Annotated in this window: 15 protein-coding genes and 1 pseudogene; 8 read left to right on the forward strand and 8 right to left on the reverse strand. The window is 71.1% G+C overall.

The window, feature by feature from the left end:
- Positions 1–232: 232 nt before the first annotated feature.
- The 5 genes from AB0F61_RS32055 to AB0F61_RS32075 all read right to left on the reverse strand — a co-directional run bounded on the left by AB0F61_RS32055 (position 233) and on the right by AB0F61_RS32075 (position 4,632).
- Positions 233–1,021, reverse strand: a complete 789-nt coding sequence (locus tag AB0F61_RS32055; protein ID WP_357817487.1) for an ABC transporter permease — start codon at positions 1,019–1,021, stop codon at positions 233–235.
- Positions 1,018–1,995 (reverse strand): ATP-binding cassette domain-containing protein, encoded by a 978-nt coding sequence (locus AB0F61_RS32060; protein ID WP_357817490.1) that lies wholly within the window; start codon positions 1,993–1,995, stop codon positions 1,018–1,020. Before AB0F61_RS32060 ends, AB0F61_RS32055 begins: the two co-directional genes overlap by 4 nt.
- Positions 1,996–2,030: 35 nt before the next feature.
- On the reverse strand, positions 2,031–2,873 hold the full coding sequence (locus AB0F61_RS32065; RefSeq protein ID WP_357817493.1) for a DUF4097 family beta strand repeat-containing protein: 843 nt from the start codon (positions 2,871–2,873) through the stop codon (positions 2,031–2,033).
- A gap of 74 nt (positions 2,874–2,947) precedes the next feature.
- A complete protein-coding gene (locus AB0F61_RS32070) occupies positions 2,948–3,472 on the reverse strand; it encodes a hypothetical protein (protein WP_357817496.1) in 525 nt (174 codons plus the stop codon).
- Positions 3,473–3,537: 65 nt separating this feature from the next.
- A complete protein-coding gene (locus AB0F61_RS32075) occupies positions 3,538–4,632 on the reverse strand; it encodes an FUSC family protein (RefSeq protein ID WP_357817568.1) in 1,095 nt (364 codons plus the stop codon).
- A gap of 299 nt (positions 4,633–4,931) precedes the next feature.
- On the opposite strand from AB0F61_RS32075, the gene AB0F61_RS32080 reads away from it, so the two are divergent.
- Positions 4,932–7,160 (forward strand): hypothetical protein, encoded by a 2,229-nt coding sequence (locus AB0F61_RS32080; protein ID WP_357817499.1) that lies wholly within the window; start codon positions 4,932–4,934, stop codon positions 7,158–7,160.
- 9 nt (positions 7,161–7,169) lie between these two features.
- Here AB0F61_RS32080 and AB0F61_RS32085 read toward each other — a convergent pair whose 3' ends face one another.
- Positions 7,170–7,925: an SDR family oxidoreductase gene (locus tag AB0F61_RS32085; protein ID WP_357817502.1), complete on the reverse strand. Its 756-nt coding sequence runs from the start codon at positions 7,923–7,925 to the stop codon at positions 7,170–7,172.
- Between the two features lie 67 nt (positions 7,926–7,992).
- Here AB0F61_RS32085 and AB0F61_RS32090 point away from each other — a divergent pair, with 67 nt between their 5' ends.
- A complete protein-coding gene (locus AB0F61_RS32090; protein ID WP_357817505.1) occupies positions 7,993–8,706 on the forward strand; it encodes a methyltransferase domain-containing protein in 714 nt (237 codons plus the stop codon).
- A 221-nt stretch (positions 8,707–8,927) separates the two neighbouring features.
- A pseudogene (locus AB0F61_RS32095) lies at positions 8,928–9,593 on the forward strand (ice-binding family protein); the annotation flags it as partial.
- A 55-nt stretch (positions 9,594–9,648) separates the two neighbouring features.
- Here AB0F61_RS32095 and AB0F61_RS32100 read toward each other — a convergent pair.
- On the reverse strand, positions 9,649–10,062 hold the full coding sequence (locus AB0F61_RS32100; RefSeq protein WP_357817570.1) for a hypothetical protein: 414 nt from the start codon (positions 10,060–10,062) through the stop codon (positions 9,649–9,651).
- Between the two features lie 637 nt (positions 10,063–10,699).
- Between AB0F61_RS32100 and AB0F61_RS32105 the strand changes: the two genes are divergently transcribed.
- A complete protein-coding gene (locus AB0F61_RS32105; protein WP_357817507.1) occupies positions 10,700–11,887 on the forward strand; it encodes an RNA ligase RtcB family protein in 1,188 nt (395 codons plus the stop codon).
- Positions 11,884–12,519, forward strand: coding sequence for a peptide chain release factor H (prfH, locus tag AB0F61_RS32110; protein WP_357817510.1), 636 nt, complete (start codon positions 11,884–11,886; stop codon positions 12,517–12,519). Before AB0F61_RS32105 ends, prfH begins: the two co-directional genes overlap by 4 nt.
- A 9-nt stretch (positions 12,520–12,528) precedes the next feature.
- Here the strand turns inward: prfH and AB0F61_RS32115 are convergent, their stop codons facing one another.
- Positions 12,529–13,425: an alpha/beta hydrolase gene (locus AB0F61_RS32115; protein ID WP_357817513.1), complete on the reverse strand. Its 897-nt coding sequence runs from the start codon at positions 13,423–13,425 to the stop codon at positions 12,529–12,531.
- Positions 13,426–13,607: 182 nt separating this feature from the next.
- Between AB0F61_RS32115 and AB0F61_RS32120 the strand changes: the two genes are divergently transcribed.
- From AB0F61_RS32120 to AB0F61_RS32130, 3 genes are all read left to right on the forward strand, one after another.
- On the forward strand, positions 13,608–14,438 hold the full coding sequence (locus AB0F61_RS32120; protein WP_357817516.1) for a PIG-L family deacetylase: 831 nt from the start codon (positions 13,608–13,610) through the stop codon (positions 14,436–14,438).
- 339 nt (positions 14,439–14,777) lie between these two features.
- Positions 14,778–15,971: an endo-1,4-beta-xylanase gene (locus AB0F61_RS32125; RefSeq protein WP_357817518.1), complete on the forward strand. Its 1,194-nt coding sequence runs from the start codon at positions 14,778–14,780 to the stop codon at positions 15,969–15,971.
- A 204-nt stretch (positions 15,972–16,175) separates the two neighbouring features.
- A complete protein-coding gene (locus AB0F61_RS32130) occupies positions 16,176–16,517 on the forward strand; it encodes a metalloregulator ArsR/SmtB family transcription factor (RefSeq protein ID WP_357817521.1) in 342 nt (113 codons plus the stop codon).
- Positions 16,518–16,520 lie beyond the last annotated feature (3 nt).

A 16,520-nucleotide genomic window follows, 5' to 3' on the forward strand; every position in this document is an offset into this window, starting at 1 on the left:
AACCGACTCCGACGGCGTGACCGACTGCGACGGCGTGGCCGACTCCGACGGCGGGACCGAGCCCGTGGGCGTCGACGTGGCCGAGGCGGTCGGCGCCCTGCTGATGATGCGTCGCCGTCGCGACCGGATCACCTTCACCAGCTGACCGACGAACGCCCGCGACCGGCCCCGCCCACAGGGCCGAGCCGCCGGCTGTCCGTCGCGATGGCGGGACATCGAGCGGGTGTCGGGATCAGGTGGCCCGACTGCGGTTGTACAGCGCCTTGGCCCAGAAGAAGCAGAGCACGCTGATGACCACACACCAGCCGACCGCGATGATCCCGTTCGCGCCGATCCCGGTGCCGAGCAGCAGCCCGCGAAGGGTCTCCATGACGGGCGTGAAGGGCTGGTAGTCGGCGAACCACCGCACCGGGGTCGGCATGGAGTCGGTGGGGACGAAGCCGCTGCCGAGGAACGGCAGGAGGATCAGCGGCATGGGCAGGTTGCTCGCCGTCTCGACACTCTCGCTCACCAGACCGAGCGCCACCGACAGCCAGGTGAGCGCAAAGGTGATCATGGCGAGGACGCCGATCGCCGCGAGCCATTCGACCGGGTTGGCCGTGGGGCGGAACCCGACGAGCAGCGCCACGCCGATGACTGCCGCGAGGCTGAGCAGGGTCTGGACCAGGCTGCCCAGTACGTGGCCGGTGAGCACCGACGGTCGGAAGATCGCCATGGTCCGGAACCGGGCGATGATGCCCTCGGTCATGTCCATCGCGACCGAGATGGCGGTGCCCTGCGCCGCGCTGACCACCGTGATGAGCAGGATCCCGGGGGTGACGTAGTTGGCGTACTGGGAGCGGCCGCCGGACGGGCCGAGGCCGGCGCCGAGCGTGCCGCCGAAGACGTAGACGAAGAGCAACAGGATGATGATCGGAATGCCGATGAGCAGCATGGTCATCGACGGGTACCGCCGCATGTGCAGGAGGTTGCGGCGCAGCATGGTGCTCGAGTCGCGGACGGCGAGGGAGACGGTGCTCATCGCGCTGGAGCCCTTTCGTGGTCGGGGCGGCCGGCGCGGGAGTCGGGCTGGCCGGTGAGGGTGAGGAAGACGTCGTCGAGGTCGGGGGTGTGCACGGACAGCCCGGCCACACTGATCGAGGCGCGGTCGAGTTGGTCGAGGAGCGAGCGCAGCGAGGAGACTCCGCCGTCGCTCGGCACCTGGAGGGTGAGCGCCGCGTCGTCCCGCCTGCCGGCGGCGAACGTACGGGCCGCCGAGTCGAGCCCGTCCTGGTCGGCGAACTGCAACACCACGTGACCACCAGGGATGAGCCGCTTGAGTTCGCGCGGGGTGCCCTCGGCGATCAGCCGGCCGTGGTCGAGGAACGCGACGCGGTCGGCGAGCTGGTCGGCCTCCTCCAGGTACTGGGTGGTGAGCAAAATGGTGACGCCCTCGGCCACCAGCGCGCGGATGATGTGCCACATGGCCCGGCGGCTGCGCGGGTCGAGGCCGGTGGTCGGTTCGTCGAGGAAGATCACGCGGGGCGCGCCGACCAGGGTCATCGCGAGGTCGAGCCGCCGCCGCATGCCGCCCGAGTACGTCGACACCGGCTTGCCGGCCGCCTCGGTCAGGTCGAACTGGTCGAGCAGCTCGGTGATCCGTCGCCGACCGGCGCCCTTGTCCAGGTGACACAGGTCGGCCATCAGGTTGAGGTTCTCCCGGCCGGTGAGCAGGTTGTCGACGGCCGAGAACTGGCCGGTGACGCCGATCAGGTCGCGTACCGCGTCGGGCTCTCGGGTCAGGTCGTGGCCGAAGACGCGGGCGGTACCGCCGTCGGCGTTGATCAGGGTGGAGAGGATCTGCACAGTGGTTGTCTTGCCGGCGCCGTTGGGCCCGAGCAGCGCGAAGATCGTTCCCTCGGTGATCATCAGGTCGATGCCGTCGAGCACGACCTTGTCGCCGTAGGACTTCCGCAGGTCGGTGGCGACGATTGCGGGCTTCGTGGAGCTGGTCATGGTCTCCTCTTTTGATGGTCGCGGTGCGGGGCGGGTCAGGCGCGGCGGATCATGATGTCGCCGTAGGCGGTGTGCGCCCGGACCTCGACCGTCTCGTCGGTCTGCGCCGGGCCGTCGGTCGTCTCCAGGGCGTTGTGCACACGGCCGTGCTTGGAACTCACGTCGAGCCAGGCGGCGGTCCCGCGCTGGATGCCGACCTCGATGGCCCCGTACGAGGTGTTCAGCTCGATCGCCCCCCGGACGACCTCACCCAGTCGGACGTTGCCGTAGGCGGTGCGTGCCGTGACCGAGGCCAGCGGCGCGTCGAGGGTGATGTCGCCGTACGCGGTGTTGACCCGCACGTCGCCGCCACTGCGGCCGATCCAGCAGTCACCGGAGGAGTTCTTGATCTCGGCGGAGCCGTCGACCGCGCCGATGCGCACCTTGCCGGACGAGACCTTCACCCGGGCCGAGCCGACGACCCGCTCCACCGCCACCTCGCCGTGGCTGCTGTCGATGTCCAACGGCCCGGTCTCGTCGAGCCGGATCCCGCTCCCGGTCTTGATCCGGCACTCGCCCAGCCGACCCTCGCAGCGGAACGCCGCCCAGGACGACTCGCCCTGCACTCGCGACCCGGCCGGCAGCTCGATCAGGACGTCGACCGACGGCCCGGAACCGAAGCCGTAGCGGCGCCAACTCTTCGACACCCTGATCAGTAGTTGTCCTGCGGCGTACTCGACGGTGGTCTGTTCCGCGGTGCTCACGTCGGCCTTGCTCGCCGGGTCGCGGGGTCGCACCGTCACCACCGTGTCGGTGCGGTCGGTCGCTTTGATCCAGACATCTCCCACGGGCAGCTCGACCCGGACGGCGATGGGTTCTGGCGTGTCGAAAACAGGCATGGTGGTCTCCCGGAAGGTGGTCGGCGACTGTCGCCGCTGGTCAGCGGCGCGAGAACAAAAAGGGGTACGGAGAGCTAGCGGGCCCAGCCGGTGATGTGCTGGCCGGCGCGCGGCTCCACCCGGCGGGGCGGACGACGCTCCGTCTCGCCGGCGCTGACGGCACCGGCGACGGCGCGCACCAGCCAGGCGTTGACCGAGAGCCCGGCACGCCCGGCGGCCTCCTCGACGCTGGCCTTGAGGTGGTCGGGGAGTCGGAGGTTGATCCGCGAGGTGCCGCCCTCCTCCCCCTCGGGCGCGGGGGCCGGCGCGGCCAGCGTCGGCGCGGCGCTGGCCGCGCTCACCTCGTCGACAAGCGGACTGGCCGGCGTCACCACGAAGTCCGGTTCGCGCCCGCGCAACCGGACGTGCACCGAACCCGGCGCGAGATCGCGGGTGATCTCGTCGGCGGCGTCGGACAGGGCCTCGAGCAACGTGAGACGCGTCGCCGCCTCCAGCTGGGCGAACAGCCGCTCGGCAAGCGTCCGGGCCTCGGGGTCGACCCCCTCCGCAGCGACGGCGAACTCGTCTCGCAGGTTCTCAACGTATGACCTCAGCTCCATGGCACCATCATGGCACCATTTTGGCTCAGCATGCAACACCCTTGGCTCAGGATGATGCCGGCGGGTCAGTCCCGCTGTGCCTCCAGGTCACCGAACACGCCCCGGACCAGGTGATTCGCCTCCTCCTGAGTCAGCCCGGTAGCCACCAGCAGGTCGCTGACAGTCGTCCGGACCTGCGCCACCACCACCGCTCCGGAGAAGCCGACCCCCTCCCGGTATGCCTGACCGGCCGTCCGGACCGCCCGCAGCGCCTGCTCGCGTGCCCGGTTCGGCTCGACCGCGGCGGCGAACTGCCGCTTGAGCAACCGGACGGCCTCGGCGAGACCGGCCACCGCCCCCGGCAGTGAGTCCGGGACCGGTTCACCGTCCTCGATCAGCGTCACCGACCGACGGATCAGGGTCCCGCTGTTGCGCATCGCCCGGTCGATCGGCTCCGCCGCCTGCGCGTACCGGCTCACCGGCCCGTGCCGTTCGCGCCAGTACACCGGCGACAGGGCGCTGACCTCCCGGGCGCCCTGGGTCGCCTCCACGAACGCCTGCACCTGGCCCTTGTTCTGCCGCAGTTCGGTGCGGGCGGTGCGGGCCCGATCAGCGTCCCGCTCGGCCAGCGCCGTGGCGGTCGCGTCGAGTTGGGTGACGAGGAGATCCAACGCCGGCCGCGCGGCCCGGTTGAGCACCCGCAGCGGGTTCAGCGGCAGCAGCACGGTGGTGACCAGCAGCGCGAAACCGCCCCCGACCAGCGCGTCCACGAACCGGGGGATCTCCAGATCCCGGACGGACGGACTGAGCGTGACGATCAGCACGGCCGTCGCGCCGGCCTGGATCACCACCGCCGCACTGCCCACGAGGAACAACGCGACCACGATCGCGAGCACGACGATCAGGGCGAGTTGCCACCACCCGGTGCCGATCACCAACAGCAGCAGATCGCCGATCAACACCCCGACGGTGACACCGATGATCAGCTCGACGGTACGGCGGAGCCGTTGACCGACGGACGCGGCGAGAGTCGAGACCGCGGAGATCGGCGCGAAGACCGGCTGCGACACGTGCAACAGCTCGTGCGCCACGAACCACGCCAGCGCCGCGGCCAGGCCAGCCTGCACGGCGAGCCCGCCGATCGCCCGTACCCGACGCCACCGGTCGCGCAGTGTGACCATCGCGCGGTGCCAGAGCCGGACCACGATCGCAGCGTGGCGGTCCGCTCCGTGCCGACCGGCAGCGACCATGGCGGCACCTACCCCGCCAGCACCCGATCAATCCCCCGCGCCGGTGGGATCGACGCCGAGCCCCGAGCGTGCGCGGGCGCGCCGCGATTGAGACCGCCCGGTTCGGGTAGACCGCGGTCTGCCGCCGTCCGGGTGGCGACCCCGGCACGGTGCTGGCAGGGCTGGCCTCGGGTGGATCGCCATGGGGCTGCCGAGACGCCTCGGGGGGAACATCGGATGGATCAGCGCGGTTGAGCGGGCCAGACATCGCCGGCGGCGTCGTGGAGCTGCGGGTACACGGAGTCTCCGGCACCAACGCCGAAGAGGTGCTGGGCCTGGGACAGACCGCGCAGGTGGCGGGTGACCGCAGCGGAGGCTTCTACCGGCCACGCCCCCGATGTTCGGACACCACCACCGGCGCGCGCGGGATGGCGCTGGAGGCGTACCGCTGGGGTGATCTGCCCTCCGGGACCGTGGCCCGCGCCCTGGGGCTGGTCTTCCTGCTGCCGTTCATGCTTGTCAATGTGGCGATCTGGATGCGTCCCGCGAACTCCGGTTCCGAGGCGATGGTCAGGTCGCTGTGCCGGGTGCTGGCGCTCACGCTCACCGTGCTCTACGTGCTCGCCATCGCCGGCGTCACCCTGGATCTCGTCGGCTGGAAGTGCCTGAACTCGTCGGACTGCCTCGCCGGACGCAGCTGGCTGTCCTGGTTGAGCGGGCGGCCGGTCGGGCTGCGACTGGCGGTGCTCGCACTGGTCCCGGCCACCGCGATCGGCCTGATCTGGCGGATCAGCAACCGCCCGGGGCGGACGTACAAGGCGTTTCGCGCACCCGAGCGGGTCTGCGGGCATCGGCTCGGCGCGGTCGGTCAGTGGGACGCCGAGCCGCTTGTCGGCCGGCTGCGCTCGATCCACGTCGCCGCCGCGTTCGCGACGCTGGACCTCACCCTGCTCCTGGCCCGGATCGCCACCGGCGCCACCGCCACCGGTGTCGCGTTGACGGCGGCCACCGTTGTGGTCCTGGCCGCCTGCGTGGGATCGCTCTGCACTCCCCCGCTCATCGACCGCGCCGCCACCGATCGACGACTCGACGGGATCACCGGCGCGCTGCGGTCCGCCGCCATCCTCCTGACCGTCCTCGTGGTGGCCTACGTGCTCGCCAGCCCGCAGCCGTGGGACGAACGCCGCGACCTGCCCGGCTACGACACGACAGTGGCCGGGCTGTTCGTGGCACAGACGACTCTGCTGGCCGCCCTGGGCGTGGTGCTGCTGCAGCGGCGGGACCGGAGGCGAGGCGCGACGCCGCTGTTCGGGCTGGGCGGGCTCGCGATCGCGGCCGCCGGGATCAGCGTGGCGGTGGCGTACTCCGCCGAGCTGGTCTACCGGGCGGCGGATTTCCTCGACCGGGACGTGCCGACCGGCGCGGGCATCGCCGCCGGCCCACCCCGCGCGTACACGTGGGTGATCTTCGGCTTCCTCCGCGCGATCGTGATCACGCTGGTCGTCGCCGGTCTGGTCATCGTGATCACCCGCCGCGGCCGGCGTCGCGACGCCGCGGCGATCGTCGCCCACGACTACCCGAACCCGCCGGCCGAGGTCGGAACCCGACTGCGGCAGGTTCGCGACGCGATAGCCCGGGCCCGGTTCACCGAGAAACTGGTGCCTTTGGCGGTGCTCTTCGGCTGCCTCGCCGGACTCGCCACGGCCACCACCACCATCGGCCTGCTGGGACAGTTCCCGAGCGACGTCGTCGAGAGAAACGCCGGGTTGCCGGCGGACGCGGTCACCTTCGGCATCGCCTTCGGCAGTTGGCTGATCGCCGCGATCATCCTCGGTCTGATCACCGGCAGCGTCTTCGCCTACCGGACCGTCCCGTTCCGGCGGCACGTCGGCGTGCTCTGGGACCTCGGCACGTTCTGGCCCCGAGCCGCCCACCCCTTCGCACCGCCCTGCTACGCCGAACGCGCCGTACCGGAGCTGACCCGCCGGATCACGTACCTCGTGGAGAGCGGCCATGCCGTGCTGCTCACCGGGCACAGCCACGGTTCGGTCCTGCTCGCCGCGACGGTGCTCCAACTGCCGCCGGAGGTCGGCGACCGGGTCGCCCTGCTCACCCACGGGTCACCGCTCCGTCGCCTCTACGCGCGGCTCTTCCCCGCCTACATCGACGATGCGGCACTGCACGACATCGGCCGCCGGGTCGGTTGGCGCTGGGTGAACCTGTGGCGCGACACCGACCCGATCGGCGGCTGGGTCTTCTCCGCGCGCCGGTCGCCGCGGACGGCGGCGAGCAGCGACCCGGCAGACGCCGTGGACCGTCGACAACGCGATCCCCGCGGCGTGGTGACGCCGGCCAGCGACAGCGTTCCGCCGCCCATCAATGGACACTGGCCGGACGAGGCGGACGAGTCGTTCACCGAGGCGGTGCGGGAGTTGGTGCGGCGTCTCGCCGGGACCGACCCACCCGTCGCACCCGGGTAGCGGGCCGGGTCACCCGGGGCGGTTCGCCCGGGTACGCCAGTCGTCGAGACGCGTGCCGGCGAGGCGGGCGCCGTCGGCGGGGACCAGCGCCCGTTCGCCAAGCGTCGCGCCGAAGTACCGGGCACCGGGGTCGGCCACCACCGAGCGGGGATCCTGCTGGGACGCGAGGATGGATCGGCCCAGTTCGTCGAGGCGGAACTGTTCCGGGCCAGCGATCTCGACCACCGCGTTCGTGGGCGCGCCGACCACGACCTCGGCCATCACCGCCGCGACGTCGTCCGCCGCCATCGGCTGGATGAGGACCGGCGCGAGGCGCACGGTGTCGCCGTCCGTGGCGGCGTCGATGATCCCCTGGAGAAACTCGAAGAACTGCGTGGCGTGCACCACGGAGTACGGGATCCCGGCCGCGACGATGAGCTTCTCCTGGGCAACCTTCGCCCGCAGGTACCCGCTGTCCGGGTTCCGGTCGCTACCCACGATCGACAGCGCCGCGTAGTGGCCCACCCCGGCCTCCGCCGCGGCGGAGAGGAGATTGCGGGTGGACGTCTCGAAGAACTCAAGCACTGCGGCGTCCTCGAACGACGGCGAATTCGACACGTCGACCACGACGTCCGCACCGGCGAGTGCCTCGGCCACTCCCTCGCCGGTCAGTGTGTTGACGCCGGTCTTCGGTGACGCCGGCACCGCCTCCTGCCCCCGGGCACCGAGATCGGTCACGAGCTTGGAGCCGATGAGGCCGCTGCCGCCGATGACGACGATCTTCATGGTCGAACACGTCCTGTCCGCGCTGGGTTGAACCGCTGCCAACCAGTAAGACGGAAACCGTGCGCCGATGCAGGACAATCGCTCAAGAACAGCGCAAGGAGGATCCGCTGGCGCCCTGGAGGTCGACGTGGCCGTGGTGTCCCATCCGGTGTTCGCCCGGGTGTACGAAAGGCTCAGCGTGGCCATGGACCGCGCCGGCCTGGCGGGGTTCCGACGGGACCTGGTCGCCGGCCTGTCCGGCCGGGTGATCGAGATCGGCGCGGGCAACGGCAGGATGTTCGCCCACTATCCACCGGGGGTGACCGAGGTCGTCGCGGTCGAGCCGGAACGTCGACTGCGCGCCGCCGCCGAGCGGGCGGCACCGGACGCCCCGGTGCCGGTCACTGTCGTCGACGGTCTGGCGGACGCCCTGCCCGCCGGTGACGGCGAGTACGACGCGGCGGTCGTCGCGCTGGTGTTGTGCACCGTGCCGGATCAGGCGAGCGCGCTCGCGGAGGTCAGCCGGGTGCTGCGCCCCGGCGGCCAGTTGCGCTTCTTCGAGCACGTCGCCGCCGAGCAGCACAGCGGCCTGCGCCGAGCCCAACGACTGCTCGACGCGACACTGTGGCCGAAGCTGTTCGCCGGCTGTCACACCAGCCGCGACACCGTCGCCGCCATCAGCGCCGAGGGGTTCGTGATCGAGAAGCTGCGTCGGTTCCGTTTCCCGGCCGCCAGCAACAGCCCGTCCGCACCCTGCGTCCACGGGAGCGCGATCAGGCCCACGGCGGCACATCAGCTCTGAGGACGGCCGCTGGGCCGCCGACGAGGACGACTCGTCCTTTCGCCGACGTGAATGCGAATGGGCATTGCCCGCTCGGCGTACGTAATATCCGGTTTTGTACCCATACGTGGCTGCGGCGTGATGTGGTGGTGACCGCACTTTCTCAGTGCCATCCAGGCCGTTTCCCGCAGGGCGTGGCTCACCAGGCTCTCCTGCGAAGTAGTACCCACGGAGGGTGTTCTGTGACAGCAAAGCCCAATCATCATCATCTTCGCCGACGGCTCCTACCCGCGCTCGCGGCGTCCGCAGCAGCCGCCGTCGCCGTCGCCGCGAGTTTCCTGCTGCTCGGCTCGACGCCGGCCAGCGCCGCGGACGCACCGGTAGGCCTGGGAACGGCTGGCAACTTCTCCGTCCTCGCCGGAGCCGAGCCGACCAACACCGGCCCGAGCTTCCTGGCTCAGAGCCTTGGACGTTTCCCGGGAAACACCCAGTCGGGCTTCGAAACGGCAACCATCGGCGGTGAGGTCCACCTCGGTGACGCGGTCGCTCTCCAGGCCCAGAGCGACCTGACCACCGCCTTCAACGACGCCGCCGGGCGGACACCGTTCACCAACCTGCCCGCCGAACTCGGCGGCAACACGCTCAACCCTGGCGTCTACCGGATCGGGGCCGCACAGCTCACCGGGGCGTTGACGCTCAACGGCCAGGGCGACCCCGCGGCCGTGTTCATCTTCCAGGTCGACTCCTCGCTGACGACGGCGTCGAACAGCAGCGTCGTCCTGATCAATGGCGCTTCGGCCTGCAACGTGTTCTGGAAGATCGGCAGCTCGGCGACGATCGGCACGGGAACCACCTTCGTGGGCACCATCATGGCCCAGGCCGCGATCACGATGGCCACGGGCGCGACCCTCCAGGGCCGTGCGCTCGCACGTACCGCCGCCGTCACCCTCGACAACAACGTCATCACAGCGCCGGTGTGCGCCGGGCCCACCGGTCCACCCGGACCCACCGGCCCACCCGGACCCACCGGCCCACCTGGACCGACCGGCCCGCCCGGTAGCCCCGGCGCACCGGGCAGCCCCGGCGCACCGGGCAGCCCCGGCGCACCCGGTAGCCCCGGCGCACCCGGCAGTCCGGGCGCACCAGGCAGCCCCGGCGCACCGGGTAGCCCTGGAGCCCCCGGCAGCCCCGGCGCACCAGGCAGCCCCGGAGCGTCCGGCGCACCTGGCGCACCGGGCGCACCCGGCGCACCTGGAGCACCGGGTAGCCCCGGCGCACCCGGTAGCCCTGGAGCACCTGGTAGCCCCGGCGCGCCGGGTAGCCCTGGAGCCCCCGGCAGCCCCGGCGCACCAGGCAGCCCCGGAGCGTCCGGCGCACCCGGCCGCCCTGGGGGCGGCAGGCCGCCCGTCCTGCCGGTGACCGGCGGTGGCGCGATCCCGGCAATGACGGGCATCGGAAGTGCGCTGGTCGTGCTGGGCGCGTTCGCGTTCGTCCTCGCCCGCCGTCGCACCCGGGAGTCCTGATCGGAGGCCCGGCCGGTGACCTGCCGGCCGGGCACCTCGGGCACTGAGCACGCGCCACACACCGTCGGCCCGTTCCCCGCAGGGAACGGGCCGACGGTTGTCGTGCCGGGTCAGCGGGTCCGGGTGCCGCAGGGACCGGTCGCTCGGTCCGGCCCAGCGTCCGGAGACCACACCGCTCGGTCATGGCGGTGTGCCGCTCGTCGGGCGCGGCCCGGTTCGCGGCGTCGTTGGCGATGGCGTCCGCGGTGCTCGGGTCGCAGGCGATCTGCGGCGCGGCGGCGTGGATCCGCACCCGACCGCCGGCACCGGGTTGGCAGGCTCCGCCACCAAGTCGTCCACCGCGACGGAAAATCGTTTGCCGTAGGCGACGGGCTGCACGACAGTGACAGCCATGACGTACTGACGGAACCACCCACGCATCCGCCCCCGGTGACACCTCCCGCAGGGCGTGCCGTCGTCCGTTCCCGCGTCTGCGTCAGAAGTGAGTCTCCTTGTTCCAGCACCACTCCCCTCGGGAGTCCCTGCCCTCGTCCACCCCGGCCACCGTCACGGTGTTCGCCTCACCCGCGAGTTGGATCGAGTCCGCCGCGCTCGACCAGTGCCAGCAGGTCGCCGCCCTCGACGGCATGATCCACGTTGCGGCGATGCCCGACCTGCACCCCGGCAAGGGCGCGCCCATCGGTGCGGCCATGGCGTCGACTGTGCTGTACCCGTTCCTGGTGGGCTCCGACATCGGCTGCGGCATCGCCGTGTTCCCCATCAAGCTCAGGCGGGCCGTGCCGGAACGCCTCGCCGCCCGGTTCCCCGACCTCGACCGGGCGTTGGACCCGGAACAGGACGCCGACGACCCGGCCTGGGCGGTCGTCCAGGGCGACGTCCCGGCCAGTCACCTCGACGGCCTCGGGACGGTCGGCCGCGGCAACCACTTCGTCGAGCTGGCGCGCGTCGACACCGTCCTCGACGCGCACCACGCGAGCCGTCTCGGGCTCGACGCCGGCGATCTCGTGCTCATCGTCCACAGCGGTTCCCGTGGTCTGGGCGAGCGCATCCTGCGGGCGCACACCGAGGTGCACGGCGCCGGTGCCGCACCCGATCCCGCCGCCTACCTGAGCAGGCACGACGACGCCGTGCGTTGGGGTTCGCTCAACCGTCGGGTGCTGGCGGCCCGGGTGGCGTACGCGTTGGGGGCGGAGCCCACCGCACCGATCGTCGATCAGTGCCACAACCTGGTCGAGGTACGGGACGGGGTCTACCTGCACCGCAAGGGCGCGGCACCGGGCGACGGCCGGGACGTCCTCGTCGCCGGCACCCGGGGCACGGCCTCCTACCTGGTGGCCGCCCACGCCGGGCCGGAGGCCAACCACTCGGTGGCGCACGGCGCCGGCCGCAAGATGTCGCGCGCCGACGCCCTGCGGCGGGGCCGGGCCAAGCACACCGTCGAGGAGCTACGCCGCACGCCCGTGGGCTCGCTTGTGGTGTGCGGCGACCGCCAACTGCTCTTCGAGGAGGCTCCCACGGCGTACAAGCGCATCGAGCAGGTCATCGCCGATCTCGTCGAACACCGGTTGGCCACCCCGGTGGTCAGTACGACTCCCCTGGTCACCTACAAGACGCCCGACCTCGGGTCCGCGCCCCGGGCCCAGCGGCGGGGCCACCGCGACGGGCGGGGCCGGTCGTGAGCGTGCTCCTGCTGCTGTCCGCCGGCCGCGGTCCGAGTGAGTGCGCCTGGGCACTGGCCCAGCTTCTGCATCGGCTGACCGGAGCTGGCACCCGGCGAGGTCTGACGATCGAACAGGTCCAGATGACGCCTGGGGATCGGCCCGGCACCTACCGCTCGGCGCTCATCCGGATCACCGGCCCGGACGCCGACGCGTTCGCGGCCTCGTGGACCGGCACGCTGTGCTGGCAGGCCCCGAGCCCGTACCGGACGGGCACGGGCCGGAAGAACTGGTATGTCACCGCGCAGCCGCCGTCACCCGACGCGGCGCCGACGCCGTTCGTCGAGGCGGACGTCGACATCGTCGGCTGCCGCACCGGCGGTCCGGGTGGTCAGCACCGCAACAAGGCCAGCACGGCGGTCCGCGCGACGCATCGTCCTTCGGGCCTCGTCGTCGTGGTGGACGAGGAACGGCAGTTCAGCCTGAACCGCCGGGTCGCCCTGCAACTGCTGCGGCAACGCGTCGAGCAGGGCGACGAGGCGGCCCGGCGTGCCGTCACCACCGCCCGGTGGCGGGTGCACGACGACCTCGTCCGCGGCGACCCGGTGCGGGTGGAACGTCCGGAACCCCAGCGTCCGGGCCGCCGGGGGTAGCGGGCCGGGTCAGACGTCCAGCACCGCGGCCGCGAACGCCTGGGGCGCCTCCTGCGGCAGGTTGTGCCCGACACCGCCGCCGACGGTCCGGTGTTCGTACTGCCCGGCGAACTGCTTGCCGTAGACGGCGGGTTCCAGGTGCGGCGCGCCGTTGGCGTCCCCCTCCAGCGAGATGCTGGGTACTGTGATCTTCGGTTTTGCGGCCAGCCGCTTCTCCACCTCGTCGTACTGCGACTCGCCGGGAGCGAGGGCCAGCCGCCACCGGTAGTTGTGGATCACGACCTCCACGTGGTCGGGGTTGTCGAACGCCGCCGCGCTGCGGTCGAAGGTGGCATCGTCGAACGACCACTTCGGGGACGCGGTCTGCCAGATCAGCCTGGCGAAGTCGCGCCGGTTCCGGTCGTACCCGTCCCGGCCGCGTTCGGTGGCGAAGTAGTACTGGTACCACCAGGCCAGCTCCGCCTTCGGGGGCAGCGGCACCCGGCCCGATGCCTGGCCGTCGATCAGGTAGCCGCTCACCGACACGAGCCCTCGGCAGCGCTCGGGCCACAGCGCGGCCACGACGTCGGCCGTACGCGCACCCCAGTCGAACCCGGCCAGCTTCGCGGTGTCGATGTTCAGGGCGTCCATGAGTGCGATGAGGTCGAGCCCCATGGCTGCCGGTTCGCCGTTGCGCATGGTGTCGTCGGAGAGGAACCGGGTCGTGCCGTAGCCGCGCAGGTACGGCACGACGACCCGGTAGCCGGCGTCGGTGAGCAGCGGCACGACGTCGACGAAGCTGTGGATGTCGTACGGCCAGCCGTGCAGGAGGATCGCGGCGGGACCGTCGGACGGACCGGCGTCGACGTACCCGACGTTCAGGACCCCGGCGTCGACCTGTCGCACGTCACCGAACGATGCCCCCATTTTCCGGACCTCTCCTCGCGTCTCAACCCCTCGGATGCGCTGGGCCACGCCTCAATGTAGGAAGCCGCCGGGCGGGCGGCCGGGTTTGCCGGTGATCGGCCCCGGCCCGTTTCGGACTGGCTAGGATGCACCAAGCGTCGCCCTGCGCGACTCCAGCTGGGGACCGACCGTAGGGTGATGACATGGCTGAGCGACCTCTGACCCTGATGGCTGTGCACGCCCATCCCGACGACGAGGCGACGAGCACCGGTGGCGTCCTTGCCCGCTACGCCGCGGAGGGGATCACGACGGTGCTGGTGACCTGCACCGACGGGCGGTGCGGTGACGGCCCGGGCGGGGTCAAGCCGGGCGACCCGAAGCACGACCCGGCCGCTGTCGTGGCGATGCGCCAGGCCGAGTTGGAGGCCAGTTGCGCGGTGTTGAAGGTCAGCCACCTGGAAACTCTCGGTTACGCCGACTCCGGGATGATGGGCTGGCCGACAAACGACCAGCCGGGCGCGTTCTGGACGACGCCGGTGGCGGAGGCGGCGGACCGCCTCGCCGAGTTGATCCGGCAGTACCAACCGGACGTGATCGTCACGTACGACGAGAACGGCTTCTACGGCCACCCGGACCACATCCAGGCGCACCGGATCACCATGGCCGCCGTGGAGCAGACGGAGACCCCGGCGAAGGTGTACTGGACCACGGTGCCGCGCGCCGCGTTCGAGCAGTTCGGCCAGATCATGCGGGACCTCGGCGTCGAGTGGGACGCACCGGACCCGGCGGCGGAGCCGATGCCGCAGCTCGGCCTGCCCGACGACGAGATCAGCACCTGGGTCGACACGAGCAGCTTCGGGGCGCAGAAGTTCGACGCCCTGGCCACCCACGCCAGTCAGACGGAGAACATCTTCTTCCTGCAACTGGGCCGGGAGCGGTTCACCGAGCTGATGGGGGTGGAGACCTTCGTTCGGGTCCGTGACCGCACCGGCGCGCCGACCCCCGAGGACGACCTCTTCGCCGGCCTGCGCTGACGCGCGGGGCAGCTCCCGAAGCCACGCCGGACATCGTCGGCCACCGGTCGAGGATGTCGTCGGTGTGGCGGTGGCACACCACCGGTCTCCGGAAGTTTCGCGGTCATCACCAGCGAGCCCGCGCAGGTCATATGACGAATTTCCGGAAGTTTTCAGCGTTGACGCCCGGACATCGACGGCCTTAACGTTTCGAGCAGGTTTCCGGTCGCCGGCCGGAACTACCGGCCCCCTGCCCCCGCGCCGGGGCACTCGATCGCGAACCCCGCTCCCATCCGCCAACACCGGACCCGCACCTTATTGATCGACAGTTGTCGATCAAGGGTCTGGAGAGGAAGGCACATGAAGCTGAGACAGTGGACCACCGTCGGCGTGGTCGCCGTCGCGACCGTCGCGGCGCTGAACACGGTGCCCGCCACCGCGAGTCGGCCGTACGACCCCACGGCGCAGAGCCTCGGCGCCCTCGGCCTGCGCCACGGCCTGCACGTCGGCACCGCGGTCAACATGGATGCCCTCAACGACGCCGGTGACCCGCAGTACCGCGCGCTGGCCTCGTCCGAGTTCACCTCGGTCACCGCCGAGAACGTGATGAAGTGGGAGGTCCTGGAGCCCACCCGCGGCACCTACAACTGGGCCGCGGCCGACCAACTCATCGATTTCGCCAAGCGCAACCGGCAGAGCGTACGCGGCCACGTGCTGGTCTGGCACAACCAACTGCCCGCCTGGCTGACCAGCGGTGTCGCCGACGGCACCATCAGCAAGCAGGAACTGCGCGAGCTGCTGCGCAAGCACATCACCACTGTCGTCAACAGGTACAAGGGCAAGATCTGGCAGTGGGACGTGGTCAACGAGGCGGTCAGCGACCCCTGGGACACCCCGTCGACCCTGCACTACAAGGGCTTCTGGGCGGAGAACCTCGGGCCCGGCTACATCGCCGACGCGTTCCGCTGGGCGCGGGCGGCCGATCCCAAGGCCCTGCTGTTCTACAACGACTACAACATCGAGGCGTTCGGCTCGGGCAACCCAGCGGACGACAAGACCCAGTTCGTCTACGACATGACCAAGGGTCTCCTGGCCCAGGGCGTGCCGATCGACGGCGTCGGCTCCCAGGGGCACCTGGGCACCCAGTACGGCAACTTCGACACCCTCCAGGTGACCGCAGCGCTGAAGAAGTTCGGTGGGCTCGGCGTCGCCACCGCGTTCACCGAGGTCGACGTCCGCAGTCAGATGACCGCAGGCGTCCAGGCCGGCAACGCGGAGGAGATCAACCCCCGGTTGCAGGCCTCGGCCGCCAACTTCAGCGTGCTGATGAAGGCGTGTCTCGCCGTGCGTAGCTGCCTGTCGTACACGGTCTGGGGTTTCAGCGACAGGTACTCCTGGGTGCCGGACTGGTTCGACGACCCGCCGGAGGGCCTGGCCACGATCTACGACGAGAACTACCAGCCCAAGCGGGCGTACCAGGAGCTGAAGTCGGATCTGATCCTCGCTGGACCGCCGTACGTCCAGCCGCGCATCACACCTCGACCTCGCCGCTGACCTCCGGTCGCGGCTGACTCGACGGCGTGTCCGTCGGCGTAGGGCCGTGTGGGGCGCGGCGGAGCCCCACACGGCCGCTACGTGACCACGTTCGGTCGTCCCCGTGCGGCCGTACGGACGCCATTGGAGTATTGATGCCGGTTCTACCTGCTTATTGATGGTGTTGGTGTAACCATAGTGGGCGTGGGAACTGCGAAAACTGCCATGCCTGCGATCTCGCCGCTCACCGGCGATCCAATCAAGCGGGCCGATGCCGAACGGCTCGCGGGGGTGCTGAAGGCCTTCGCCGATCCGGCGCGACTGCGTCTGCTCAGCCTGATCCAGTCCGCGCCGGAGGGTGAGGCGTCCGTCAGTGACCTCACCGGGGCGCTCAACCTGTCCCAGCCGACCGTGAGTCATCACCTGCGGATCCTCACCGAGGCTGGCCTTCTCGAACGCGACAAGCGGGGGGTGTGGGCCTACTACCGGCTGGTGCCCTCGGCGATCGCACAGATCGCCGACCTGTTGACGCCGCCTCGGAAGCGGGCGACGAAGAAGACCCGCTGACCC

Origin of the sequence: Micromonospora sp. NPDC023888 (genome assembly GCF_040639415.1) — a bacterium.
Classification (GTDB): Bacteria; Actinomycetota; Actinomycetes; order Mycobacteriales; family Micromonosporaceae; genus Micromonospora.

Coding starts and splice junctions, on each gene's coding strand:
- AB0F61_RS32055 (WP_357817487.1), bottom strand. CDS start 1,021: ATGAGCACCGTCTCCCTCGCCGTCCGCGACTCGAGCACCATGCTGCGC.
- AB0F61_RS32060 (WP_357817490.1), bottom strand. CDS start 1,995: ATGACCAGCTCCACGAAGCCCGCAATCGTCGCCACCGACCTGCGGAAG.
- AB0F61_RS32065 (WP_357817493.1), bottom strand. CDS start 2,873: ATGCCTGTTTTCGACACGCCAGAACCCATCGCCGTCCGGGTCGAGCTG.
- AB0F61_RS32070 (WP_357817496.1), bottom strand. CDS start 3,472: ATGGAGCTGAGGTCATACGTTGAGAACCTGCGAGACGAGTTCGCCGTC.
- AB0F61_RS32075 (WP_357817568.1), bottom strand. CDS start 4,632: ATGGTCACACTGCGCGACCGGTGGCGTCGGGTACGGGCGATCGGCGGG.
- AB0F61_RS32085 (WP_357817502.1), bottom strand. CDS start 7,925: ATGAAGATCGTCGTCATCGGCGGCAGCGGCCTCATCGGCTCCAAGCTC.
- AB0F61_RS32090 (WP_357817505.1), top strand. CDS start 7,993: ATGCAGGACAATCGCTCAAGAACAGCGCAAGGAGGATCCGCTGGCGCC.
- AB0F61_RS32115 (WP_357817513.1), bottom strand. CDS start 13,425: ATGGGGGCATCGTTCGGTGACGTGCGACAGGTCGACGCCGGGGTCCTG.
- AB0F61_RS32120 (WP_357817516.1), top strand. CDS start 13,608: ATGGCTGAGCGACCTCTGACCCTGATGGCTGTGCACGCCCATCCCGAC.
- AB0F61_RS32125 (WP_357817518.1), top strand. CDS start 14,778: ATGAAGCTGAGACAGTGGACCACCGTCGGCGTGGTCGCCGTCGCGACC.
- AB0F61_RS32130 (WP_357817521.1), top strand. CDS start 16,176: ATGCCTGCGATCTCGCCGCTCACCGGCGATCCAATCAAGCGGGCCGAT.